Below are 23,278 nucleotides of genomic sequence, written 5' to 3' on the forward strand. Positions count from 1 at the left end.
GACCCGGTCGATCGATGGCGATGTCTCAATCCTGCACCCAGACCTCCACACCCGTTGCCGCACAGGGCACCATCCCCAATACAGTTGAGGTGCTGGACAAACTCCGCTGGAACGCCCACCTGTGTAAGCACAGTCACTTTCGTGCATCCATGCGCGGCCGCAACCTGCATGTGCTCTGCGGGGTGCCGATCGTGGTGATCAACCTGTTCCTCGGCTCCCTGTTTTTCTCCCTGATCAATGCAGAGCTGCCGGACTGGACCAAGTGGGCAGGCGCCGCACTGGCACTGCTCACGGCCCTGCTGGGTGGTGTGCAAACCTTTTTCAACTTCAAGAAAAACTACGAGGGCCACCGTGAGGTGGGTAACGAATACCTGGCCATTGCCCGCGAGTGTGAACGCCTGATTGCCCTGTACTTTGATGGCATTCTGGATCTTGAGCATCTGTCGATGAAGATTGCTGAACTGAATGCCCGTTACAGCGAGATCAACCAGCGGGCCGAAGAATATATCGTCTCGGACAAGGTATACCGTGAGGCACTGCGGGTGCAGAACCTGAAAGCGGAGCGGGAGCCCTCACTGCTGCAGCTCGCGCGACGCGGCAAGCTTGAAGCGACAGTCGCCTGCCCCACTAGCTCCGATGCTTCGCATACAGGAAATTCCGCTGCAGTCATGACTTGAAGTTGGCAACCTTGACTGCCCCAAATGCGACCTAAAACAAAAAAACAAAAGCGTCTATTGCCATGGTTCAAGCTCTCCGAAATGCCATCAGCCACTGGGCCGTGCCGGGCCTCGCTATCGCACTCGCCTGTGGGGTTTCCTTCGCCCCCCAGCATCTTGAAGAGCTGCTGCGCTACGAACGAGGACTGATACTGGGTGGGGATTACTGGCGTATTCTCAGTGGACATTTCGTTCACGCCAACCTGAATCACCTGCTGGTGAACTGCCTTGCGCTGCTGCTGTGCTGGACACTGTTCACCAACCGTCAACCACAGCACTACGTACTGATTGGACTGGTCACCCTGAGTGCGATGACAGGTCTTAGCCTGCTGGTTTTTGCCCACCGTCTGGATGAGTTTCAGGGTTTGTCGGGCCTGATTCACGCCCTGCTGGCCATGGGGGCCACCATGGAAATCAGCGAGCGCTCATCTCGCTGGCGGGGCCTTTTCCTGCTTGTGCTGCTCTCCGTCAAGGTCTATTCGGAGTGGTTCGGTACCACGGGCGCGGTGGTCGAGCGCTGGACCGGTGTGCCGGTTATTTTTGAGACGCACTTCTGGGGTGTGGCCAGCGGCATCGCTGTTGGGATTACTGTAGCAATCGGTATCCGGCTCGGGCAGCTATTCACGAGCGGTACAGGTGCGCTGCGCCGTTGAATTTCCAAGCAGGTGAACTCTCACTGACCCTGCTTTAATACTCATCAATCGGGCACTGCGACGTTCTTGTTGCTCTCGTGGGCAGTATCCGGGTCCGCGCCAAACCGGTGATCCCGGTTTAGGGCATTGATCGACTGGATTTCCTCGTCGCTCAGCTCGAAGTCCCAGAGGGAGAAGTTCGCAGTAATGTGTTCCAGCTTCTCGGATTTGGGGATGACTATTCGCCCCTGCTGCACATCCCATTTGAGAATGATCTGGCCGGCGCTGACATCGTACTTGTCCGCCAGCGCGACAATCACCGGATCGACGATGGGCTTGTCCTTCGTCTCCACACCACTCCAACTCCCCGAGCCGAGGGGCGACCAGCAGGAAACCGCAATCTTGTGAAACTGGCAGTAATCCACCATTTCCTGCTGCACCAGGTAGGGATGCAGTTCCAGCTGGTTATAGGTGGGCTTGATGCGGGCAAAGGTGGCGATCTGCTCGATATCTGACTTGCGGAAGTTGGACAGGCCCAGTGCGCGGATTTTCCTGGCGTCATGGAGAGATTCCATCGCCTCCCAGGTCTCTCTTGTGTAAGCCGGCACAGGCCAGTGCACCAGGTAGAGATCCAGATAGTCCAGTTGCAGCCGCTCCAGGCTGCGCTCGAAGGCCTCTGTGGTCTTTGGTCCCTGCTCTGTATCCCAAACCTTGCTGACCACAAACAGTTCTTGGCGGGGGATACCGGACTGGAGGATCGCGCGGCCCAGCGCCCGCTCGTTGCCATACACAGAGGCGGTATCGAAATGGCGGTAGCCAACGGCCATGGCCTTGAGGATGGTGTCGGTGACGAAGCTGTCGTCCTGCTGCCATTCACCGATGGCAGCGGTACCGAAACCGATCTGGGGAATTTCAACGCCGTTGTTCAACGTCAGTGTGGTCATGATTCTTCCGTCTTCCAATTACCTGCTTTTGCAGCTGCTGCTCTGTGCGCCAGTGATCCAGGATGTCTGTCTCTCAGTGTAGCGGCCGGCGGCCATCATCCCTTGATACAGACCAGTGGCTCCACGCGGGCCACCTTCCGCGCCAGGCCGGCGGATTGCGCCGCATCGACGACCGCGCGCACATCCTTGTAGGCGCCAGGTGCCTCCTCCGCCACACCGCGCATGGAGGGACTGCGGATGACGATGCCCCGCGCCCCCAGCTCATCGACTACCGAGCGCCCTTTCCACAACTTTGTCGCCTGATGCCGGCTCATCGCGCGACCGGCGCCGTGACAGGCGGAGTTGAATGACAGCGTCTCGCCCTGGCTGGAACCGGCGAGGATATGGGATTCGGTGCCCATGGAACCGCCGATCAGTACCGGCTGGCCGACTGCCCGCAGGACCTCGGGAATATCGGGGTGGCCGGGGCCAAACGCGCGGGTAGCGCCCTTGCGGTGCACATACAGCTTTCGCTTACGACCCTCGACCGTGTGCGTTTCCAGCTTGCAGGTGTTGTGGGAGACATCGAACAGCAGCGTCAGGTCCGCCTCGGGTAGTACCTCGGCAAAAACCTGTCGGGTGAGATGGGTGATGATCTGACGGTTGGCGAGAGCGCAATTGATGCCCGCCCGCATTGCACCAAGATAGGCCTGCCCAAGCTCGGAGTTGATCGGCGCACAGGCGAGTTCTCGATCCGGCAGCTCGAGATGATGACTGCTGGCCGCGAGCACCATGTATTTCAGAAACTCGGTACCGATCTGGTGGCCGAGCCCGCGGGAACCGCAGTGGATAAACACCACCGCATCGTTTTCCTGTAGACCAAAGGCGGTGGCGATCTTGGAGTCATAGATCTCCGCCACCCGCTGTACCTCCAGATAATGATTGCCGGAGCCCAGCGTGCCCATCTCGTCCTGCTGACGCTTGCGCGCACGGGCGGAAATCTCGCCCGGATCCGCACCGCGCATACAACCGCGCTCCTCGATATGGTCCAGGTCGGCTGGATCGCCGTAACCCTGCTCCACCGCCCAGCGCGCGCCGCCCAGCAGCATGGCATTCATGCCCTTTTCGTTCAGATGGATGCGACCGGTACTGCCAACCCCCACCGGGACCTCCCGATAGAGAGCATCCGCCAGTTGTGTTTTGCGGGACTCGATCTCGTCGACGGTGAGACCGGTCCGCAGCGCGCGCACACCGCAGGAGATATCAAAACCCACGCCTCCCGCCGAGACCACCCCGCCCTCGTCGGCATCGAATGCTGCCACACCACCGATGGGAAAGCCGTAGCCCCAGTGGGCATCCGGCATCGCGTAGGCCGCCTGCACAATGCCCGGTAACGTCGCCACGTTGCAGAGCTGTTCAAATACCTTGTCGTCCATGGCCTCTATCAGCTGTTCATCGGCATAGACGATGCCAGGTACCCGCATCTTGCCGAACGGGTCGATACGCCAGCTGAATTCCGACTGCCGCTTCAGGGGATAATCACTCGACATCTTGCTTCACACATCGACGACGCACTGGGCGAGCCAACTGCCGTCTTTCCGTTGCTTTACCCGCAGAGCGGTATAGGTGGCCCCTTTCACCTCGACGGTGGGACGATGCCGCTCGCGGTCCACTGGTTCCCCCAAGGCAGTACCTGTCAGGCGATCGTCTTCAATCTTCAGTTGAAAGCGGGAGAACAGCATGTTGCGACAGGCCATTTCGTAAACCAGGGCATTCAGCCAGTCCACCAACAAGAGTTCCTGGTCAGGACATTCACAGTGAATGGGCACCCGCTCGGCTGGCCGCACTGCTGGCGGGTCAACGATGATCGCGGTCATCGCCAGGGCGGCCTGCTCGAATGCCTGCGCCAAGGAGTTGCCAATGCCGCGCACTCCCATGTCCGCATCGTGGCTGAAATGTTCCCAGTGCGGAGACAACGCGGGCTCCTCGATGCAGTTTCGGTAAGCATAGCCAAGCACCCCCATCACCGAGGACGAGAAGCTATAAGCAGGCGTTCAGCTGTGACGAGGAAGAGCAAGGGAGGGAAATCTTATGAGCGCCGGGCAGCGCTCGGATGGAAGCTGAGTCAGTCCGGCTGCCTCATATTGCGCGTTCAGGCTGGCGCGCCACGATACTCCGTGACCGCCAGTAGCGCATTATGGTTTTTATTTAGGCGGCAGGGAGCCGGCGAACTCGACACCCCGGGTGACCCACTGATCCAGATCCGCGGCAATGGCATCTTCCTCCACATAGACCATGCCCTTCAGTGGACGGCCGGTGTAATCCATCGGTCGCGTGTAGCGCTCGCCCAGTGCATCCTGATAGTTGTCAGGCCCTACGCGGACCATCAACTCTTCCCCGACGACGCCACAGGCCATATTGCCATTCAACATGAACGCGAGACCGCCAAACATCTGCTTTTCGGTGAGCCCGTCATTCTCCTGTAGTAGTTCACGTACCTTTTCTACCAGTTCTTCGTTGTAAGCCATAGCAACCTCCTTTGATTGGTCCTTGCTAGTGGTCCTTGCTGAAAGCGGAGAGCAGCACTGGTTTCAGTGCTGGCCAGTCAATGTCGTCGCCATCACGAAAATTCAGGCAGCCCTTGCCGTATTTCACTGTCGGATGGCGATCGATATACGGTTGGATGTGTTCCCGGGCACAGGTGTAAAGGGATACATATTGTTTCTGGCTGGCGATGGATACCCAGCCATTGCCCTGGTGATAGGTGGGCATTTTGTACTGGAGGGAGACTTGCACCTCGGGATACTGTGCAAGAATAAAGCGATGCAGGGCCTTCACACGCTGCTGGCGCATCGGGTCCAGCGAGTTGATGTATTCGTCGATGAGTTCTTTGACCTGCACCATGCGCTAAATTTTATTGTCAGTCCATCTTTCAGTGTAGCAGGAAATCTGCACTTTGCAGTTTCGGATAGAACGCTGTTGCGCAGCGGAAAGATGTGGTGGGTATGGCTGGACCAAGCCCCCCTGGTGGCGGGAAAGAAAAAAGGCGCGACAGTGTCGCGCCCAAGCCCCGATTAATTGCCAAATAAACCCACGACGAGCGCCTCAACTCAGCATTTCAAGGCGGCCATCATTGAGGTGGTAGAGCGAGCCGACAACTTTGATCTTTCCCTCATTCTCCAGTTCGGACAGCACCTGACTGCGGCGGCGAATCTCATCCATGGCGCGCCGGACATTGGTGACTGCTACGAGATTGACGAACTCGTCATTGTTGCTGGTCCGGTCGCCATCGTACTCGGTAGCCTCAATGGCAGGCTCGATTTGCTTGAGCAGCCCGGTCAGTTTGCCCATCTCGACTTCATCGATTGCACCTTTCACTGCGCCACAGGCCGTATGTCCCATCACCAGGACAACCTTTGAGCCGGCGGCGGCACAGGCAAACTCGAGACTGCCGACAATGTCATCGTTGACAATATTGCCCGCTACCCGGGCATTGAATGCCTCACCGAGGCCCTGGTCCAGCAGAATCTCAGCGGGTGTACGGGAATCGATGCAACTTAAAATTGCCGCCGCTGGATACTGGCCAGTCGCACTGGCCCGTTTCTGCGCGATGAAATCGTGGTCCGCCATCTTGCCTTCACGGAAGCGCTTGTTACCGGCATTCAGACTCTCAATCACATCATCCGGTGTCATTTTGTCGCGCTCTTCCTTGGTCAGCGCTTCGGCAAAGCTGAGTCCGGAAAAACCTGTGAGCCCCGCCGTACCGACAAGACTCAGTGCACCCGTTCCGAGCGCGCCCTTCAGCCACTGTCGACGCGAACAACAGTTTGTGTCGACAGTAACGGATTCCTTCAGGTTCACTTTCCTATCGGTCATCACGCTGCCTCTCTGTCATGGATAAATCGACAATTAAGATACGTCGGTGGAGTTTGGGCAGTTTGTCATCGACGGATATTTTGTCGGCAAAGACCACGCGGTATTTATTCCTTGGCCGACCGGGCAGTTTGCGGGTGGGGAACGGCGCCACGTGTTATCGGAAGTCAGATCCTGAAGCCGCGAAACCGATGGCGAAACAGACCAGTGAGCACACACAAAAAAGCCCGCAACAAGTGCGGGCTTTTTTGGGGTCGCGGCGTGGTCGCAATCAATCGACAAACACGCGTGCGTTGCGGAACAGACGCATCCAGCCAGAATCCTCCTGCCAGTCGTCCGGGTGCCAGCTGTTGCTGACAGCACGGGCGACCCGCTCCGGGTGCGGCATCATGATGGTCACGCGGCCGTCTTCAGAGCAGAGGGAGGTAATACCGTTGACCGAGCCATTCGGGTTGGCCGGGTAAGTCTCGGTGATCTGCTGGTGATTATTCAGGTAGCGCATGGCAATGGTGCCGGATTGCTCACAGGCTTCCAGCGCCTTCTGGTCAGGGAATTCCACCCGGCCTTCACCGTGCGCCACTGCCACTGGCATCCAGGAACCGGCCATGCCTTTGAACAACACGGACGGCGAATCCTCGACACCCACAAGCGCAAAGCGCGCCTCATACTGTTCGGACAGGTTGCGTACAAAGCGCGGCCAGTGGCCGGCGCCCGGGATCAGTTCCTTGATCACGGAGAACATCTGGCAACCGTTACAAACGCCGAGACCAAAGGTGTCCTGACGATTGAAGAACGCTTCGAACTGGTCACGGGCGCGGTCGTTGAACAGGATGGTCTTGGCCCAGCCCTCACCGGCACCCAGTACGTCACCGTAGGAGAAGCCACCACAGCCCACCAGGCCCTTGAAGTCTTCCAGGGTGACACGACCGGCGAGGATATCGCTCATGTGGATATCGACGGCATTGAAGCCGGCGCGGTGGAAAGAGTGCGCCATTTCCACCTGACTATTGACGCCCTGCTCACGCAGGATGGCCACTTTCGGTCGCTCACCCTTCTTGATGTAGGGCGCAGCGATGTCTTCGTTGATGTCGTAGGTCAGGTTGACCGACAAGCCCGGATCCTTTTTGGTGATGGCCGCAAATTCCTGCGCCGCACAGTCAGCATTGTCGCGCTGCGCCTGGATACGGTAGCTGGTCTCGGACCAGATCTGCTGCAGCTCGGCACGGGAGCGGCTGAAGATTTCGTTGCCCCCTCGGGTGATACGCAGGGTCTCATCCCGGTTCAGGTAACCGATCTGGTGTGCGGGTACGCCCAGCTCGCCCAGGCGCTGCACCAGCATTTCCGCATCATTAGCCGGTACTTGCAGTACCGCGCCCAGCTCCTCACTGAACAGCGCGGCGATGGCATCTTCACCCAGCTCGTAGATATCCACATCCACGCCCACACGACCGGCAAAGCACATCTCGGCCAGGGTCACGAACAGGCCGCCGTCGGAGCGGTCGTGGTAAGCGAGGATGATGTCGTCTTCCAGTGCATTCTGGATGACTTCGAAGAAACCCCGCAGGCGCTTGGCATCATCCAGGTCCGCCGGCTTGTCACCCAGCTGGTTGTAAACCTGCGCCAGGCAGGAGCCACCCAGGCGGTTCTTGCCAGCACCCAGGTCAACCAGGATGAGCTCGCTGTCCATACCCGGCTTCAGCTGCGGCGTCACAGTCTTGCGCACATCGGTGACCGGGGAGAACGCGGAAATGATCAGGGACAGCGGTGCAGTAACGGATTTCTCCAGGCCGTTGTCATCCCACGCGGTGCGCATGGACATGGAGTCCTTGCCCACGGGGATAGTGATGCCCAGCTCCGGGCACAGGTCCATGCCCACCGCTTCCACGGTGCGATAGAGTTTTTCCTCTTCGCCCGGGTGGCCAGCGGCACACATCCAGTTTGCGGACAGTTTGATGTCCGACAGCTGGCGAATGCGGGTGCTGGCAATATTGGTGATCGCTTCACCCACCGCCAGGCGGCCGGAAGCGGGGGCATCGAGCAGCGCCACGGGGGTACGCTCGCCCATGGCCATGGCCTCACCGGCGTAGCTGTCATAAGCCACGGTGGTTACCGCGCAGTCGGCCACCGGTACCTGCCACGGGCCCACCATCTGGTCGCGCGCGACCTGGCCGGTCACCGTGCGGTCGCCGATGGTGATCAGGAAGTTCTTGCTGGCCACCGTGGGCAGGCGCAGTACCCGCTCGGCCGCTTCATTGAGGTCGATACCCGCAGTCTTGAACTCGGTGGTGGCCACTTCGTGCTTTTTGGCCTCGCGATGCATCTTCGGCGGCTTGCCGAACAGCACGGACATGGGCAGGTCGACCGGCTTGCTGTCGAATTTCTTGTCGTTCAGCAGCAGATGCTTGTCTTCAGTGGCCTCGCCCACCACCGCAAACGGGCAGCGCTCGCGGGCACAGATCTGCTCAAAGCGCTTCAGGTCGTCCGGCATCACTGCCATCACGTAGCGCTCCTGGGATTCGTTACACCAGATTTCCAGCGGGCTCATACCCGGCTCGTCCGAGGGCACATTGCGCAGCTCGAACTTGCCACCAGTGCCGCCGTCCTTGACCAGCTCAGGGAAAGCATTGGACAGGCCGCCAGCACCCACGTCGTGGATAAAGGCGATGGGGTTCTTGTCGCCAAGCTGCCAGCACTGGTCGATGACTTCCTGGCAGCGGCGCTCGATTTCCGGGTTCTGGCGCTGCACGGACGCGAAGTCCAGATCCTCGGAACTGGTGCCGCTTGCCATACTGGACGCCGCACCGCCGCCGAGGCCGATCAGCATCGCCGGGCCACCCAGTACTACCAGTTTGGCGCCGGGCTGGAACTCCGGCTTGTCGATATGTTCTTCACGGATATTGCCGTAGCCGCCGGCGATCATGATCGGCTTGTGGTAACCACGACGCTCGCCGTCAAAGTCCTCTTCAAAGGTACGGAAATAACCGCAGATGTTGGGACGGCCAAACTCGTTGTTGAACGCGGCACCACCGATCGGCCCCTCGATCATGATGTCGAGTGCGGTCACGATACGCTCGGGCTTGCCGTAATTCACTTCCCACGGCTGCAGGTAGTCGGGGATCTGCAGGTTGGAGACGGTAAAGCCGGTCAGGCCGACCTTGGGCTTGGAGCCGCGGCCCACGGCGCCCTCGTCGCGGATCTCACCGCCGGCACCGGTGCCCGCGCCCGGGAAAGGCGCGATCGCAGTGGGGTGGTTGTGAGTCTCCACCTTCATCAGCATGTGGATCGGCTCAGCACTGAAGCCGTACTCTTTGGTCTCCGGATCCGGGTAGAAGCGGCCGGCCTCGGAGCCCACCACCACCGCGGCGTTGTCCGAATAGGCGGACAACACATTGTCGCCACCCTTTTGATAGGTGTTGCGGATCATGCCGAACAGGGAATGCGGCATATCCTCGCCGTCAATGGTCCAGCTGGCATTGAAAATCTTGTGGCGGCAGTGCTCGGAGTTCGCCTGGGCGAACATCATCAGCTCCACATCGGTGGGATTGCGCTCCAGCTCCTCGAAGCTCTTCAGCAGGTAGTCGATCTCATCATCGGCCAGAGCCAGACCAAGGCTCACATTGGCCTCTTCCAGGGCGCTGCGGCCGCCATCGAGCACATCGACGGAGGTCATCTGGCGGGCTTTCTCTTCTTTGAAGAGCTGTTCGGCGTCATTCAGGTCAAAGAAGACGCTCTCCACCATACGGTCGTGCAGCTGGGAGGCCAGATCCAAGCGTTCAGCTTCGGTTAACTCAACGCCGGTAAGGTAGTAGGCAACACCCCGCTCCAGACGGTGGATCTGCGTGAGGCCGGCGTTGTGCGCGATGTCGGTCGCCTTGGAGGACCAGGGAGAGATGGTGCCCGGGCGCGGCACGATCAGCAGCAACTCCCCCTGCGGTTCGTGCTTCTCCTCGGTGGGACCGTATTGCAGCAGCCGCTCCAGCAGCGCGTGCTCCTTCTTGTTGAGCTTGTCGCTGTCGGCGAAATGCACGAACTCGGCGTAGACATCTTCGATGGCAGGCTGCAGGGCGCGCAGCTGGCTGAGTAACTTTTGGTGGCGGAATTTCGACAGTGCGGGAGCACCACGCAGAACTAGCATCGCGGGAGTTTGCCTCTTGTCTGAATTTGAGGAGACCGCGCCGCAGAAGTATCGCGCAGCCCCCGGGAGTTGGAGAGGGCGCAATTGTACCCGAAGCCACGCCGCTCCAACACTGCCCCACGCGCCCCGAGGCACGGTTAATTTTTCGACAGGCCGGCAAGCGACGAAAAAGGCGAAACTGGCGCGCATTTCATGCTGCCGCCCTTTCAGTCTAGCGGGCCCTACTAAACTTGACCTAGGGACAAGAGCCCTCACATCACACAGTAGCGGATCAGTTCACCCCGCCATCCCGCCGATTAGGCAGGGCTGGCACCTTAAGGTAGAATTGGCCACCTTTTGACCGGTACCCCCCATGAACCCGGGGGAATCTTGCTCAGGATGAGCCCGTACCGGTCCCCGCCGCGCTAGACCGCAGGCATAAAAGTAACAACTAAGGGACTAGAGGGGACGCGTATGATCATGAAAAGCCGCATGCTGCGCTATAGCCGCCGCCTGGCCAAAGGCCTGGCCCTGGCTTGCTGTGCGTCGCTGCTGGTGGCCAGCAAGGCGCCCACGACCCTGGAGCGCATCAAGGCTTCCGGCAAGCTGGTCGTATTGTCCCAGAACGGCCCCACCACCTACTACGAGGATGCCAGCGGCAATCACACCGGCTTCGAATACGGCATGCTGAAAGCGTTTGCCGAAGAACTCGGCGTGCAGCTCAAGATCCGCGACGTCCACGATCTCGACCAGATGTTCAGCCGCCTGACCGATGCCCGGGAAGGAGCTCACCTGGCGGCTGCGGGCCTGACCGTGACCCAGGCGCGGCGCGAGCAGGTCCGCTTCACTCCCTCATACTTCGAGATCCGCCAGCAGGTGATCTACCGCCTGGGCGAAGAGCGCCCGCGCAGTGTCGCTGACCTGGAGGGCAAAACGGTTGCAGTCGTGGCCGGCAGCGCCCACGCGGAGGAGCTCAAGCGGCTGGCCAAGCGCTATCCCAGCCTGCGCTGGGAGGAAATCAGCGACGTCGATGCCGTGGAGCTGATGGAAAAGGTGGACCAGGGAGAGTTCGACTACGCAGTAGTGGATTCCAATGCCTACGCGGTCCACCGCGGCCTGTTTGCCAACACCCACGTGGCCTTCGACCTGACCCGGTTTCAGCCAGTAGCCTGGGCCTTCCCCCAGGGTGACGATGACAGCCTCTACCGGGCGGCGCGACGCTTTATGGTGCGTGCCAACACCAGCGGGCTGGTGGCTGAGCTGCGGGAGAAGTTCTTCGGTCACGTCAGCCAGTTGAACCCGGGCGGCGCCAAGGCTTTTGCCAAGAGCACGCGCGAGCGCCTGCCCCAGTGGCGTGACGCGATGCAGGATGTCGCCGATCAGTACGAACTGGACTGGCACCTGCTGGCCGCCCTTAGCTATCAGGAGTCCCACTGGAACCCCCGCGCCAAGTCACGCACCGGCGTGCGCGGCCTAATGATGCTGACCCGCAGCACAGCCAAGGAGCTCGGGGTAAACCGCCTCGACCCGCAGGAAAGTATCGAGGGCGGTGCCCGCTACATTGTCCAGATCCGGGAAAAACTCCCGGAACGTATCCGCGAGCCCGACCGCACCTGGATGGCGCTGGCCGCTTACAACGTGGGCTACGGTCACCTGGAGGACGCCCGCGTACTGACCGAGAAAACCGGCGGTAATCCCGACCGCTGGACCGATGTCCGCGATCGCCTGCCCTTACTGGCCAAGCGCCAGTACTACAAGCAGACCAAGCACGGCTACGCCCGCGGCTGGGAACCGGTCACCTATGTACAGAACATCCGCCACTACCAGGCGCTGCTGAGCTGGAGCAGCCGCATCGAGGAACAGCGCCTGGCCGAAGCTGAAGCCGAGCGCAGCGCTGAGGAGGCCCTGGCCGAAAACCAGCCGGCAGTCGAAGCCGCAGCCGCCTCCGCACTCTGATCGAACCGGCGGGTCTGCTACGCGAGTCCCGCCGCACCAGAATCACTCCTGCACCGCGCCGCCCAGCGTAAGCCGTTTCAAATCAGCCGCGACGCCAGCGGTGGAACCTCTCGAGTAGTTTCAGCGCTGTCGCAGGCGCGTGGGCCCGCTTCCAGTCGCCGGCAGCAAAGCGGTTCGCCTCCATCATGGTGGGGTAGATATGGATGGTGCCCAGCAACTTATTGAGCCCCAGGCCGTGCTTCATCGCCATGACGAACTCGGCTATCAGCTCCGCAGCATTCTCGCCTACGATCGCGGCCCCCAGAATCGTGTCCTTGCCCTTGGCCGTCAGCACCCGGACGAAGCCACGGCGGTTACCCTCGACAATGGCCCTATCAAGCTCATCCAGCTCATAACAGGTGAGTTCATAGGCGATGCCCTGCTCCTGTGCCTGCCGCTCGGTCAGGCCGACACTGGCTACTTCCGGATCCACGAACACCGCCCTGGGCACGATGGAGTAGTCGACCCGGAACTTTTTCAGGTCACCGAACAGGCCGTTCACTGCCGCGTACCAGGCCTGGTGCGAGGCCATGTGGGTGAACTGATAGGGGCCCACCAGATCTCCGGCCGCCAGGATATGCGAGTGCTCGGTGCGCAAGTAACCGTCGGTTTTCAGCCGACCGTCCTCCACCAGACCCAGCTCCTCGAGGCCGAATCCCTGTACCCGCGGGCGACGTCCCAGCGCCAGCAATAGCTGATCAAAGGGGAGTGATTGCTCACCCTCGGGCGCCCTGACGATTGCCTGTCCTCCGCCCTGCGTCGAGCGATCAAACCGCTGTGCCTCTGTTCCCGTCTGGACGGTGACACCGTCTCTCTTCAGGGCCTCAGTAACAGCGTCGGAAACCGCCTTGTCTTCCGCCGGCAGCACGCGCGGGGCCTTTTCCACCAGTGTGACACTGGAACCCAGGCGTGCGAACGCCTGGGCCAGCTCGCAACCGATGGCACCGCCACCGAGAACCAGCAGCCTTTCAGGAGCCCGGTCGAGCTTTGCGAAACGGTCCCACAGAGTCTCGCTGGTGACATATCCCACCTGATCCAGCCCCGGCAGTGGCGGCACTATGGGCGCAGCACCCGTTGCGAGCACGATGGCTCGGCCGGTCAGTGTCTGCTCACTACCATCGTTGAGAGTTACCTGGACTGTCCACGGGTCTAGTAATTTCCCATAGCCCTTGAGCACCTCAACGCCGAGTCCGTTATATCGCTCGACACTGTCGTGGGGTTCGATGGTCTCGATGGATTGACGGACATGAGCCATCACCGAGGGAAAATCGATCTCCGGTTCCGGCAGTTTCACACCAAATTGCCCGGCCTCCCGTGCGTGCTGGGCCATACGGGCGCACTTGATCAGGGCCTTGCTGGGAACGCAGCCCGTATTCAGGCAGTCCCCGCCCATCTCCCCCGCCTCGATCAGGGTCACTTTTGCCTTCACCGCGGCAGCGATGTAGGCGCTCACCAGCCCGGCAGCACCGGCGCCAATCACGATCAGGTTGCGATCAAACTGTTTCGGCTTCTGCATGGTTCAGTGCTCCCCTTTTGTTTTGAGGCGTTTGATGGCCCGCAGCGCCCACTTGGCCAGTAATGGAAAGGCGCCGAGCAGGGCGAAGGAGAAAATGAGCTGGGGGGAGAGGATATCGCCGAGACTTTCGATATGCGCGAGCTGAGTGCCCGCATTCACATAGACCACTGTCGCCGGCAGCATACCGATCTGGCTGACCCAGTAGAAAGTCCAGGTGCGAATGCGGGTCAAGCCCATCAGGATATTGATGATGAAAAACGGAAAGACCGGTACCAGGCGCAGCGCAAACAGGTAGAAGGCACCCTCCTGTTCGACTCCCCGGTTGATGGCCTGCAGGCGCTCACCGAAGCGTGCCTGCACCCAGTCGTGCAGCAGGTAGCGTGCCACCAGAAATGCAAGAGTGGCACCAATACTGGAAGCAAATGACACGATAACCGTGCCCCACAGGAGCCCGAACAGCGCTCCGGCAGCCAGCGACATGATGGCCGCCCCGGGTAACGACAAGCCGGTAACCGCAATATAAAACAGCGTGAACAGCAGACCGACCAGGAGCGGTGACTGGGCCCGCCAGGCAGCAAACTGGGCCTGCCCCTCTTTCAGTCGCTCCAGCGTCAGCCACTCATTGAGATCGAAAATAAAGAACGCCGCACTCAGTGCCACTAGCACGACAACCAGCAGTATTTTTTTAGACACAACCTTCTTCCGTCTTTTCCGCTTCTGGGCTGTTGATGAAGATACGCTTTCCAGGCATCGATGCACTACTCTTGTGATCGATTGTGGACACCCTCAACGCGCAACGCACGCCAGGGCTTATCGCTCAATAGCTGCATGCCGCTGCCGACATGACTCTGAGCTGTAATGGTCGCCAGAGCAGGAGAAATCTTACACCTGCCGGTTGCAAGCCTCTGCAGGACGGCATATGAGCCAGCGGCATTTTGCCCACAGCACAGCTTGCCGTTATCCTCCGCCGCCATCCAGACAACCGTTTCAGGGGACGCATGCTCAAGGGTATCCACCACGCCGCCATCATTTGCTCTGACTACAGCAGGTCCAGGCAGTTTTATACGGAAGTTTTGGGACTTGAGATCCTCGCAGAAAACTATCGCTCCAGCCGGGACTCCTGGAAACTGGATCTCGGCCTGCCGGATGGCAGCCAGGTGGAGCTATTCTCATTCCCCGGCGCGCCAGAGAGACCGAGTTATCCGGAAGCCCAGGGCCTGCGTCATCTGGCATTCCGGGTTGCCGCACTGGAACCGGCGATCGAGCAGCTGGAGAGCTCCGGCATAGCGATTGAACCAGTGCGGGTCGACGAGTACACCGGCAAACGATTCACTTTCTTCAGTGATCCGGATGGACTGCCTCTCGAGCTCTATGAGAGCTAGCGCAGCGTTCTAAAGTAGCTTCTTTTCCAAGCGTTTTTCTTTCACCAATAAAAAAGGCTGCCCGGAGGCAGCCTTTCTCGCAAAGAAAGCAAACGACTGATTACCAGCCGGCAGCTTCCTTCAGTGCGTCGCCGATGTCGGCCAGGGAGCGCACGGTTTTGACACCGGCGTCTTCCAGCGCGGCGAATTTCTCGTCCGCAGTGCCCTTGCCACCGGAGATGATCGCACCAGCGTGGCCCATGCGCTTTCCGGGAGGAGCAGTTACACCAGCGATGTAGGAAACCACCGGCTTGGTGACATTTTCCTTGATGTAGGCTGCCGCCTCTTCTTCCGCAGTACCGCCGATCTCACCGATCATAACGATCGCTTCGGTCTGCGGATCCTTTTCGAACATCTCCAGGATGTCGATGAAGTTGGAACCCGGGATGGGGTCGCCGCCGATGCCCACACAGGTGGACTGGCCGAAGCCGTGGTCGGTGGTCTGCTTGACCGCTTCATAGGTCAGGGTACCGGAACGGGAAACGATGCCCACTTTGCCCGGCTTGTGGATGTGGCCCGGCATGATGCCGATCTTGCACTCACCGGGAGTGATCACGCCCGGGCAGTTCGGGCCAATCAGGCGTACGCCCAGCTCGTCACACTTAACCTTCGCATCCAGCATATCCAGAGTCGGAATGCCTTCGGTAATGCAGACGATCAGCTTGATGCCAGCGTTGGCCGCTTCCAGGATGGAATCCTTACAGAACGGGGCCGGAACGTAGATCACAGAGGCTTCAGCGCCAGTGGCCTCGACCGCTTCTTTTACGGTGTTGAAGACCGGCAGGCCCAGGTGCTCCTGGCCGCCCTTACCCGGAGTGACACCGCCAACCATCTTGGTGCCGTAAGCGATGGCCTGTTCGGAGTGGAAGGTACCCTGGGAGCCGGTGAAGCCCTGACAGATGACCTTGGTATCTTTGTTAATCAGTACGGACATGATTATTTACCCTCCGCCGCTTTAACCACTTGCTGAGCCGCGTCGGTCAGGCTGGTGGCCGCGATAATGTTCAGACCGCTCTCGCTCAGTACCTTGGCACCCAGGTCTGCGTTGTTGCCTTCCAGGCGCACCACAACGGGAATTTTCACGCCCACTTCTTTCACAGCGCCGATCACGCCCTCTGCGATCATGTCGCAACGCACGATGCCGCCGAAAATGTTGATGAGAACAGCTTTTACGTTCTCATCGGACAGGATGATTTTGAACGCCTCAACCACGCGCTCCTTGGTGGCGCCGCCGCCCACGTCCAGGAAGTTGGCCGGCTTGCCGCCGTGCAGGTTGACGATATCCATGGTGCCCATGGCCAGGCCGGCACCGTTTACCATGCAGCCGATGTTGCCATCGAGTGCTACGTAGTTCAGGTCCCACTTGGCGGCGTGCGCTTCACGGGCATCTTCCTGAGTCGGATCGTGCATTTCGCGCAGGTCCGCGTGGCGGTACAGGGCATTGCTGTCGATCACAACTTTGGCATCCAGGCAGTGCAGGTTGCCTTCATCGGTGATTACCAGCGGGTTGATTTCCAGCAGCGCCAGGTCTTTCTCTTCGAACATCTTGGCGAGGCCGAGGAAGATCTTGGTGAACTGCTTCACCTGAGTCGGGTTCAGGCCCAGCTTGAACGCCAGCTCACGCGCCTGGTAAGGCTGAGCGCCTACCAGCGGGTCGATAGTGGCCTTGAGAATCTTTTCCGGAGTCTCTTCCGCAACCTTCTCGATCTCAACACCGCCCTCGGTGGAGGCCATGAAAACGATGCGGCGGGTAGAACGGTCTACCACAGCACCCAGGTAGAGTTCCTGAGCGATGTCGGTGCAGCTCTCAACCAGAATACGGGAGACCGGCTGACCGTTTTCGTCTGTCTGATAAGTTACCAGGCGCTCGCCCAGCCACTTCTTGGCGAACTCTTCAATCTCCGCCTTGGAATCCACCAGCTTTACACCGCCGGCCTTGCCGCGGCCACCGGCGTGTACCTGGGCCTTTACCACCCACTTGTCGCCACCGATTTCATCTGCCGCTGCTGCTGCCGCTGCCGGGGTTTCCGCTGCAATGCCTTTGGAAACCGGCAATCCGTATGCTGCAAACAGTTGTTTGCCCTGATACTCATGCAAGTTCATAGTTGATACCAATTCACTTTTGAAAAATTAGAGGTCGGGTTTTCCTTTCCCGCATCCATAATGGGCAAACGGTTGCCACGAATGACGTAAAGGCAGGGCCCATATCAGTGGAACCTGCCTTTTTCGTTCGCCCGAACGAGACAGGGCGAACATAAAGCCCGCCCCTACTTCCTGATTGTTACTTGCGCTTCTTACGGTTGGCGATATGGATCGCGTGACCGTTAACTGCCAGCGCAGCTTCCTTCACCGTTTCGGACAGAGTCGGGTGACCGAAGACGGTCATACCGATGTCTTCTGCGCTGGAACCGAATTCCATCGCGATCGCCACCTGCTGAACGAGATCAGCCGCGGACGGACCCACGATGTGGGCGCCCAGAACGCGATCGGTCTCAGCGTGCGCGATGATTTTCACCATGCCGCTGGTGTCGTTGGCGGCAACCGCACGACCGGACGCCACGAACGGAAAAACGCCTACATTGTAGGGTTCGCCGTCGGCTTTCACCTGCTCTTCGGTGCGACCAACTGCGGCGATTTCCGGATGGGTGTAGATCACGTTCGGGATCACGTCGTAGTTCATCATCGGCTTTTGGCCGGCGATGCGCTCGGCAACCACCACACCTTCTTCAGAGGCCTTGTGGGCCAGCATCGGGCCGCGAACCACGTCGCCCACCGCCCATACGCCCGGGGCGGAAGTCATGCACAGATCGTTGACGTAAACGAAGCCGCGCTCGTCCATCTTCACGCCGGCGTCTTCGGACAGCAGACCTTCAGTGTAAGGGCGACGGCCGACACACACGATCAGCTTGTCGAAGGTTTCCTGCTGCTCTTTGCCATCTTTGTCTTCATAGGTGACAACGACTTCCTTGCCCTTCACTTCGGTGCCGGTTACACGGCAGGAAAGGCGGATGTCCAGGCCCTGCTTCTTGAAGATCTTCTGGGATTCCTTGGCGATCTGCTGGTCCATGATGGACAGGAAGCTGTCCAGGGCTTCCAGCACCACAACTTCGGAACCCAGGCGGCCCCATACGGAACCCAGCTCCAGACCGATCACACCCGCGCCGATGACGCCAAGGCGCTTCGGCACTTCGGAAAACTCCAGTGCGCCGGTGGAGTCGACGATGATCTTGTTGTCTACCGGTGCCGGCGGAATGTTTACCGGCACGGAGCCGGAAGCCAGGATCACGTTCTCGGCTTCGTAAACGGTGGTGTTGCCGTCTTTATCGGTCACTTCCACCTTCTTACCCGCCAGCAGTTTGCCGGTACCCTGAATAGAGGTCACCTTGTTGGCCATGAACAGGCCGGCGATACCGCCAGACATCTGCTTGACCACGCCCTCTTTACGCTCGATCATTTTCTTGACGTCAATCTTGACCTTACCGGTGTCGATACCGTGTACGTCGAGGGAGTCTTTGGCTTCGTGATACTTCCAGGAGCTGTCCAGCAGCGCCTTGGACGGAATGCAGCCCACGTTCAGGCAGGTACCGCCGTTAACGGTCTTGCCGTCTTTATTGGTCCACTTTTCAACACAGGCAGTCTTCAGGCCGAGCTGGGCTGCGCGAATGGCCGCTACGTATCCCCCCGGACCGGAGCCAATAACGATTACGTCAAATTTTTCCGACATGGTCAGTTCCAGATATTCGTGTGTTCAGGTTTCTGCGGGAGCATCGGCTCCCGCAGGACGAGTTACTTCGCGTGCTTAGACTTCCAGCAGGATGCGCGCGGGATCCTCGATCATTTCCTTGATCGCCACCAGGAAACCAACAGCCTCTTTGCCGTCGATGAGGCGGTGGTCGTAAGACAGCGCCAGGTACATCATCGGCAGGATTTCCACCTTGCCGTCAACCGCCATCGGGCGCTCCTGGATTTTGTGCATGCCCAGAATCGCAGTCTGCGGCGGGTTCAGGATCGGGGTGGACAGCAGAGAACCGAACACACCACCGTTAGTGATGGTGAAGGTACCACCGGTCATCTCCTCGATGGACAGCTTGCCGTCGCGGGCGCGCAAGCCCAGGTCGCGAATATTGTTTTCCATATCCGCCAGACCCATGTTCTCGGCGTTACGCAGGATCGGTACCACCAGGCCCTTGGGAGAGGAAACCGCCACACCGATATCCTGGTACCCGTGATAGACGATGTCGTCGCCGTCGATGGAAGCGTTCACTGCCGGGTAGCGCTTGAGCGCTTCCACGGCGGCCTTCACGAAGAAGCCCATGAAGCCCAGGCGGGTGCCGTTGTGGGTTTTCTCGAACAGATCCTTGTAGTTCTTGCGCAGGTCCATGACCGGCTTCATGTTCACCTCATTGAAGGTGGTGAGCATGGCGGTGGACTGAGAGGCGTCCAGCAGGCGCTCGGCGATGCGCTTGCGCATACGGGTCATCGGGACGCGCTTCTCGACGCGCTCGCCCGCGGCAACCGGCACTTCAGCGGCCGCAGACGGTGCAGCCGCAGCCGGAGCAGTGCCAGCCTTCATCACGTCTTCCTTCAGGACGCGACCGCCCTTACCGGAACCCTCGACGCCGGCCAGATCAACGCCCTTTTCGGCCGCCATTTTCTTGGCAGAGGGCATGGCAATCTTCTCGCCACCGGCAGCCGGAGCGGCTTCGGATTTCTCCTCCGCTTTTTCCTCGGCCTTGGCTTCCTCGCCGCCGGCACTGCCGCCAGCACCTTCCTCAAACTTGGCGATCACCTCATTGGAGAGAACGGTGTCGCCCTCGTCCTTGATGATTTCGCTGAGGGCGCCGTCAGCCGGGGCCACGACTTCCAGGACCACCTTGTCGGTTTCGATATCCACGATCAGTTCATCGCGGGAGACGGCCTCACCGGGCTTCTTGTGCCAGGTGGCAACAGTGCCATCCTGAACGGATTCCGGGAAAGTTGGCGCTTTAATCTCGATCGTCATTTTTCCTGTTCCTGAGATTGACTCTTCACTAATTACTGCCGCCGATTACTTGACGGTCAGCGCCTCGTTGATGAACTTGTTCTGTTCTTCCAAGTGCGTGGACATATAACCCGCTGCCGGGGCCGCGGAGGCCGGCCGGCCAACGTATTCCAGTTCCAGCTTCGGATGCGATTCTGCCAGAAGGCGACGCATGTGATGCTGACTGTGATACCAGGCCCCCTGGTTCATGGGCTCTTCCTGGCACCAGGCCACGCTCTTGATGTTCTTGAATGCAGAAACTGCATCCAGGAACTCTTCGTCCGGGAAGGGATAGAGCTGTTCGATGCGCACAAACGCAACATCGTCCTGCTCCCGCTCCATGCGCGCTTCCAGCAAATGGTAGTAAACCTTGCCGGAGCAAAGGATCAGGCGCTTCACCTTGGCCGGGTCGACACCCTGGTCCTGAATCACGTTGTGGAACTGGCCACTGGCCAGCTCGTCCAGGCTGGAGGTTGCCAGCTTGTGGCGGAGAATCCACTTCGGGCTCATGATCACCAGCGGGCGGCGCATCGGACGAATGGCCTGGCGACGCAGCAGGTGGAAGATCTGAGCCGGGGTGGTGGCGTTACATACCTGGATATTGTGTTCGGCACACAGCTGCATGAAGCGCTCGAGACGGGCGGAGGAGTGCTCCGGACCCTGCCCCTCATAGCCGTGCGGCAGCAACATCACCAGGCCACACATGCGGCCCCACTTGTGCTCGCCGGAAGTGATGAACTGGTCGATCACCACCTGGGCACCGTTGGCGAAGTCGCCGAACTGGGCTTCCCAGATCACCAGGGACTTGGGCGTGGTGGTGGCGTAACCGTATTCGAACGCCAGCACACCCTCTTCCGACAGCAGGGAATCGTAGATGTAGAACGGCGGCTGGCCGTCATACATGTTCTGCAGCGGCACGTAGGACTGGCCGTCCTTCTGGCTGTGGATCACCGCGTGACGGTGGGAGAAGGTACCACGACCCACGTCCTCACCGGTCAGGCGTATCAGGTAACCCTGCTCCAGCAGTGTGCCGTAAGCCAGTGTCTCGGCCATGCCCCAGTTCAGTGGCAATGCTCCACCGGCCATCTTGCGGCGGTCTTCGTAGATCTTGGAAACCTGCCGCTGCAGTACGACACCGTCGGGCACCGCGGTCATGCGGCCGGCCACGTCTTTGAGCTTGGCCAGCGGGAAGCTGGTATCGCCTTCCACGGTCCATTCGTGATTCAGGTACGGGCTCCAGTCGACGAACATGGATTCGTCGGGCTGCTTCACCAGACCGGTGGCAACGTCCTCACCCCGATCCAGCTTGTCGCGATAGTCGTTGGCGAGTTTGTCCGCTTCGGCCTTGTCCAGCACCTTCTCTTCCACCAGTTTCTCGGCGTAGAGGGTGCGGGTGGTCTTCTGCTTGCGGATTGCCTGGTACATCAACGGCTGGGTACCGGACGGATCGTCGGTCTCGTTGTGACCGCGACGACGGTAGCAAACCAGGTCGATGACAATGTCTTTCTTGAACTCGTAGCGGTAGTCCACCGCCAGCAGGCCGGCCAGTACGACCATTTCCGGGTCGTCACCGTTCACGTGCAGTACCGGAGCGTCGATCATCTTGGCGACGTCAGTACAGTACTCGGTGGAGCGGGCGTCCTCGCGCTTGCTGGTGGTAAAGCCGACCTGGTTGTTGAGCACGATATGGATACTGCCGCCGGTGTAGTAACCGCGGGTCTGGGACATCTGCAGGGTTTCCTGCACCACGCCCTGACCGGCAAAGGCCGCATCGCCGTGGATGTTGATCGGCATCACCTTCTCGCCGGTGTTGTCAGTGCGGCGATCCTGGCGCGCACGCACGGAGCCGACCACTACCGGGGCACAGATCTCCAGATGCGAGGGGTTAAAGGCCAGCGCCAGGTGCACTTCCCCGCCAGGAGTCATCACGTTGGAGGAGAAGCCCTGGTGGTATTTAACGTCACCGGAGGTATCCAGGGTCTTCTTGCCCTCGAACTCCTCAAACAGGTCGGCCGGGTTCTTACCCAGGATATTGACCAGGGTGTTGAGGCGACCACGGTGGGCCATGCCCATCACCACTTCCTTCACACCGTAGGTGCCGGAGCGGCGGATCAGCGCGTCCATCAACGGGATCAGGCTCTCGCCGCCCTCGACGCCAAAGCGCTTGGTGCCCGGGTACTTGGAATCCAGGTGGCGCTCCAGGCCCTCAGCGGCAGAGAGACGCTGCAGGATTTCCTTGCGGATATCGGCACCGAAGTTAGGACGCGCCTGACTGCGCTCGAGGCGCTGCTGAAACCACTGCTGCTCTTCGAGATTCGAAAGATGCATGATTTCGGCGCCGAGATTGCCGCAATAGGTGCGCTCCAGCCCTTCTACAATCTCCCGCAGGGTGGCTTCGCCCTGGCCAAAGAAAAGATCGCCGGTCTGGAAAGTGGTGTCGAAGTCGCCTTCGGTCAGGCCGTGGTAATTCAGCTGCAGATCCGGCACCTGCTCACGGGCCATCAGGCCGAGCGGGTCGAGCGTGGCCTTCTTGTGGCCGCGGTGGCGGTAGGAATTGATCAGCTGCAGGACACGGACCTGCTTACGCTCGTGCTCGACATTGATAGCGCCGGCACCGGGTGCAGCCAGCGGGCGGGTGCGGTTCTTGGCCAGCAGCTCAAAATGGGCACGGATGGCCTCGTGGGATACGTCACCACCCGCCACACGCGGGAGGCTGTCAAAGTAATTGCGCCATTCCTCCGGCACGCCACTGGGATCGTGCAGATAGGTTTCGTAGAGGTCCTCCACGTAGGCGGCGTTGCCCCCGGAGATATGGGAGCTACGCCACAGCTGCTCCATGGTGCTTTCGTGCATGTTGATGCCTACCTCGTTGCAGTGCCCGTCGGCGGCACTGCGCTTTTCAGTGTTCCTGCCTGCCGTGGGCGGTCCGATCACCCGCGGCACCAGCGCCATTCCAGCTGGCGCCAAAGCCTAGTTGCAACAAAACGCCAGTTGCCGCTGCCCGTGAATCGACCCTTTGGCCAACTCACAAAAGGGGAGGTGCCGTCAGTCACCTCCCCTTTTTATTC

At 59.9% G+C, this 23,278-nt stretch carries 18 protein-coding genes; 4 read left to right on the forward strand and 14 right to left on the reverse strand.

The genetic code is table 11. The features are described 5' to 3' along the window. Positions 1–20: 20 nt before the first annotated feature. Together AUP74_RS16475 and rrtA are read left to right on the forward strand one after the other, a co-directional pair. Positions 21–677 carry an SLATT domain-containing protein gene (locus tag AUP74_RS16475; RefSeq protein WP_158514577.1) on the forward strand — a complete coding sequence of 219 codons (657 nt, stop codon included), beginning with the start codon at positions 21–23 and terminating at the stop codon, positions 675–677. 62 nt (positions 678–739) lie between these two features. After that, positions 740–1,369: a rhombosortase gene (gene rrtA / locus AUP74_RS16480; protein ID WP_069948515.1), complete on the forward strand. Its 630-nt coding sequence runs from the start codon at positions 740–742 to the stop codon at positions 1,367–1,369. A 44-nt stretch (positions 1,370–1,413) separates the two neighbouring features. On the opposite strand, the gene AUP74_RS16485 is transcribed toward rrtA, so the two are convergent. From AUP74_RS16485 to purL, 7 genes are all read right to left on the reverse strand, one after another. Continuing rightward, positions 1,414–2,292: an aldo/keto reductase gene (locus AUP74_RS16485; protein ID WP_069948516.1), complete on the reverse strand. Its 879-nt coding sequence runs from the start codon at positions 2,290–2,292 to the stop codon at positions 1,414–1,416. Positions 2,293–2,387: 95 nt separating this feature from the next. Further along, positions 2,388–3,821, reverse strand: coding sequence for an RtcB family protein (locus AUP74_RS16490; RefSeq protein ID WP_069948517.1), 1,434 nt, complete (start codon positions 3,819–3,821; stop codon positions 2,388–2,390). A 6-nt stretch (positions 3,822–3,827) separates the two neighbouring features. After that, complete coding sequence (locus AUP74_RS16495; RefSeq protein ID WP_226999833.1) at positions 3,828–4,247, reverse strand: archease; 420 nt, start codon at positions 4,245–4,247, stop codon at positions 3,828–3,830. A gap of 228 nt (positions 4,248–4,475) precedes the next feature. Continuing rightward, the gene (locus AUP74_RS16500) at positions 4,476–4,799 is read right to left on the reverse strand and encodes a TfoX/Sxy family protein (protein WP_069948518.1); all 324 of its coding nucleotides are present in this window, start codon (positions 4,797–4,799) and stop codon (positions 4,476–4,478) included. A gap of 25 nt (positions 4,800–4,824) precedes the next feature. Continuing rightward, on the reverse strand, positions 4,825–5,175 hold the full coding sequence (locus AUP74_RS16505; RefSeq protein ID WP_069948519.1) for an iron chaperone: 351 nt from the start codon (positions 5,173–5,175) through the stop codon (positions 4,825–4,827). Between the two features lie 201 nt (positions 5,176–5,376). Further along, entirely contained in the window at positions 5,377–6,147 is a 771-nt protein-coding gene (locus AUP74_RS16510) for a carbonic anhydrase family protein (RefSeq protein ID WP_069948520.1), read from the reverse strand. 268 nt (positions 6,148–6,415) lie between these two features. Then, complete coding sequence (gene purL / locus AUP74_RS16515) at positions 6,416–10,279, reverse strand: phosphoribosylformylglycinamidine synthase (protein ID WP_069948521.1); 3,864 nt, start codon at positions 10,277–10,279, stop codon at positions 6,416–6,418. Between the two features lie 453 nt (positions 10,280–10,732). On the opposite strand from purL, the gene mltF reads away from it, so the two are divergent. Beyond that, positions 10,733–12,214: a membrane-bound lytic murein transglycosylase MltF gene (mltF, locus tag AUP74_RS16520; protein ID WP_069948522.1), complete on the forward strand. Its 1,482-nt coding sequence runs from the start codon at positions 10,733–10,735 to the stop codon at positions 12,212–12,214. Between the two features lie 82 nt (positions 12,215–12,296). Here the strand turns inward: mltF and AUP74_RS16525 are convergent, their stop codons facing one another. Further along, the gene (locus tag AUP74_RS16525; protein WP_069948523.1) at positions 12,297–13,769 is read right to left on the reverse strand and encodes a dihydrolipoyl dehydrogenase family protein; all 1,473 of its coding nucleotides are present in this window, start codon (positions 13,767–13,769) and stop codon (positions 12,297–12,299) included. A gap of 3 nt (positions 13,770–13,772) precedes the next feature. Beyond that, a complete protein-coding gene (locus tag AUP74_RS17490; protein WP_069948524.1) occupies positions 13,773–14,462 on the reverse strand; it encodes a TVP38/TMEM64 family protein in 690 nt (229 codons plus the stop codon). A gap of 305 nt (positions 14,463–14,767) precedes the next feature. Between AUP74_RS17490 and gloA2 the strand changes: the two genes are divergently transcribed. Next, complete coding sequence (gene gloA2, locus AUP74_RS16535; protein WP_069948525.1) at positions 14,768–15,151, forward strand: SMU1112c/YaeR family gloxylase I-like metalloprotein; 384 nt, start codon at positions 14,768–14,770, stop codon at positions 15,149–15,151. 100 nt (positions 15,152–15,251) lie between these two features. Here gloA2 and sucD read toward each other — a convergent pair whose 3' ends face one another. The 5 genes from sucD to AUP74_RS16560 form a co-directional block, all read right to left on the reverse strand. Beyond that, positions 15,252–16,124 (reverse strand): succinate--CoA ligase subunit alpha, encoded by an 873-nt coding sequence (gene sucD / locus AUP74_RS16540; protein WP_069948526.1) that lies wholly within the window; start codon positions 16,122–16,124, stop codon positions 15,252–15,254. A gap of 2 nt (positions 16,125–16,126) precedes the next feature. After that, positions 16,127–17,293: an ADP-forming succinate--CoA ligase subunit beta gene (gene sucC, locus AUP74_RS16545; RefSeq protein WP_069948527.1), complete on the reverse strand. Its 1,167-nt coding sequence runs from the start codon at positions 17,291–17,293 to the stop codon at positions 16,127–16,129. A 178-nt stretch (positions 17,294–17,471) separates the two neighbouring features. After that, on the reverse strand, positions 17,472–18,914 hold the full coding sequence (lpdA, locus tag AUP74_RS16550; RefSeq protein WP_069948528.1) for a dihydrolipoyl dehydrogenase: 1,443 nt from the start codon (positions 18,912–18,914) through the stop codon (positions 17,472–17,474). 75 nt (positions 18,915–18,989) lie between these two features. After that, positions 18,990–20,192: a 2-oxoglutarate dehydrogenase complex dihydrolipoyllysine-residue succinyltransferase gene (gene odhB, locus AUP74_RS16555; protein ID WP_069948529.1), complete on the reverse strand. Its 1,203-nt coding sequence runs from the start codon at positions 20,190–20,192 to the stop codon at positions 18,990–18,992. Positions 20,193–20,237: 45 nt separating this feature from the next. Beyond that, entirely contained in the window at positions 20,238–23,063 is a 2,826-nt protein-coding gene (locus AUP74_RS16560) for a 2-oxoglutarate dehydrogenase E1 component (RefSeq protein WP_069948980.1), read from the reverse strand. Positions 23,064–23,278 lie beyond the last annotated feature (215 nt).

It is taken from the genome of Microbulbifer aggregans (genome assembly GCF_001750105.1).
Taxonomy (GTDB): domain Bacteria; phylum Pseudomonadota; class Gammaproteobacteria; order Pseudomonadales; family Cellvibrionaceae; genus Microbulbifer; species Microbulbifer aggregans.

Coding starts and splice junctions, on each gene's coding strand:
- AUP74_RS16475 (WP_158514577.1), top strand. CDS start 21: ATGTCTCAATCCTGCACCCAGACCTCCACACCCGTTGCCGCACAGGGC.
- rrtA (WP_069948515.1), top strand. CDS start 740: ATGGTTCAAGCTCTCCGAAATGCCATCAGCCACTGGGCCGTGCCGGGC.
- AUP74_RS16485 (WP_069948516.1), bottom strand. CDS start 2,292: ATGACCACACTGACGTTGAACAACGGCGTTGAAATTCCCCAGATCGGT.
- AUP74_RS16490 (WP_069948517.1), bottom strand. CDS start 3,821: ATGTCGAGTGATTATCCCCTGAAGCGGCAGTCGGAATTCAGCTGGCGT.
- AUP74_RS16500 (WP_069948518.1), bottom strand. CDS start 4,799: ATGGCTTACAACGAAGAACTGGTAGAAAAGGTACGTGAACTACTACAG.
- AUP74_RS16505 (WP_069948519.1), bottom strand. CDS start 5,175: ATGGTGCAGGTCAAAGAACTCATCGACGAATACATCAACTCGCTGGAC.
- AUP74_RS16510 (WP_069948520.1), bottom strand. CDS start 6,147: ATGACCGATAGGAAAGTGAACCTGAAGGAATCCGTTACTGTCGACACA.
- purL (WP_069948521.1), bottom strand. CDS start 10,279: ATGCTAGTTCTGCGTGGTGCTCCCGCACTGTCGAAATTCCGCCACCAA.
- mltF (WP_069948522.1), top strand. CDS start 10,733: ATGATCATGAAAAGCCGCATGCTGCGCTATAGCCGCCGCCTGGCCAAA.
- AUP74_RS16525 (WP_069948523.1), bottom strand. CDS start 13,769: ATGCAGAAGCCGAAACAGTTTGATCGCAACCTGATCGTGATTGGCGCC.
- gloA2 (WP_069948525.1), top strand. CDS start 14,768: ATGCTCAAGGGTATCCACCACGCCGCCATCATTTGCTCTGACTACAGC.
- sucD (WP_069948526.1), bottom strand. CDS start 16,124: ATGTCCGTACTGATTAACAAAGATACCAAGGTCATCTGTCAGGGCTTC.
- sucC (WP_069948527.1), bottom strand. CDS start 17,293: ATGAACTTGCATGAGTATCAGGGCAAACAACTGTTTGCAGCATACGGA.
- lpdA (WP_069948528.1), bottom strand. CDS start 18,914: ATGTCGGAAAAATTTGACGTAATCGTTATTGGCTCCGGTCCGGGGGGA.
- odhB (WP_069948529.1), bottom strand. CDS start 20,192: ATGACGATCGAGATTAAAGCGCCAACTTTCCCGGAATCCGTTCAGGAT.
- AUP74_RS16560 (WP_069948980.1), bottom strand. CDS start 23,063: ATGCACGAAAGCACCATGGAGCAGCTGTGGCGTAGCTCCCATATCTCC.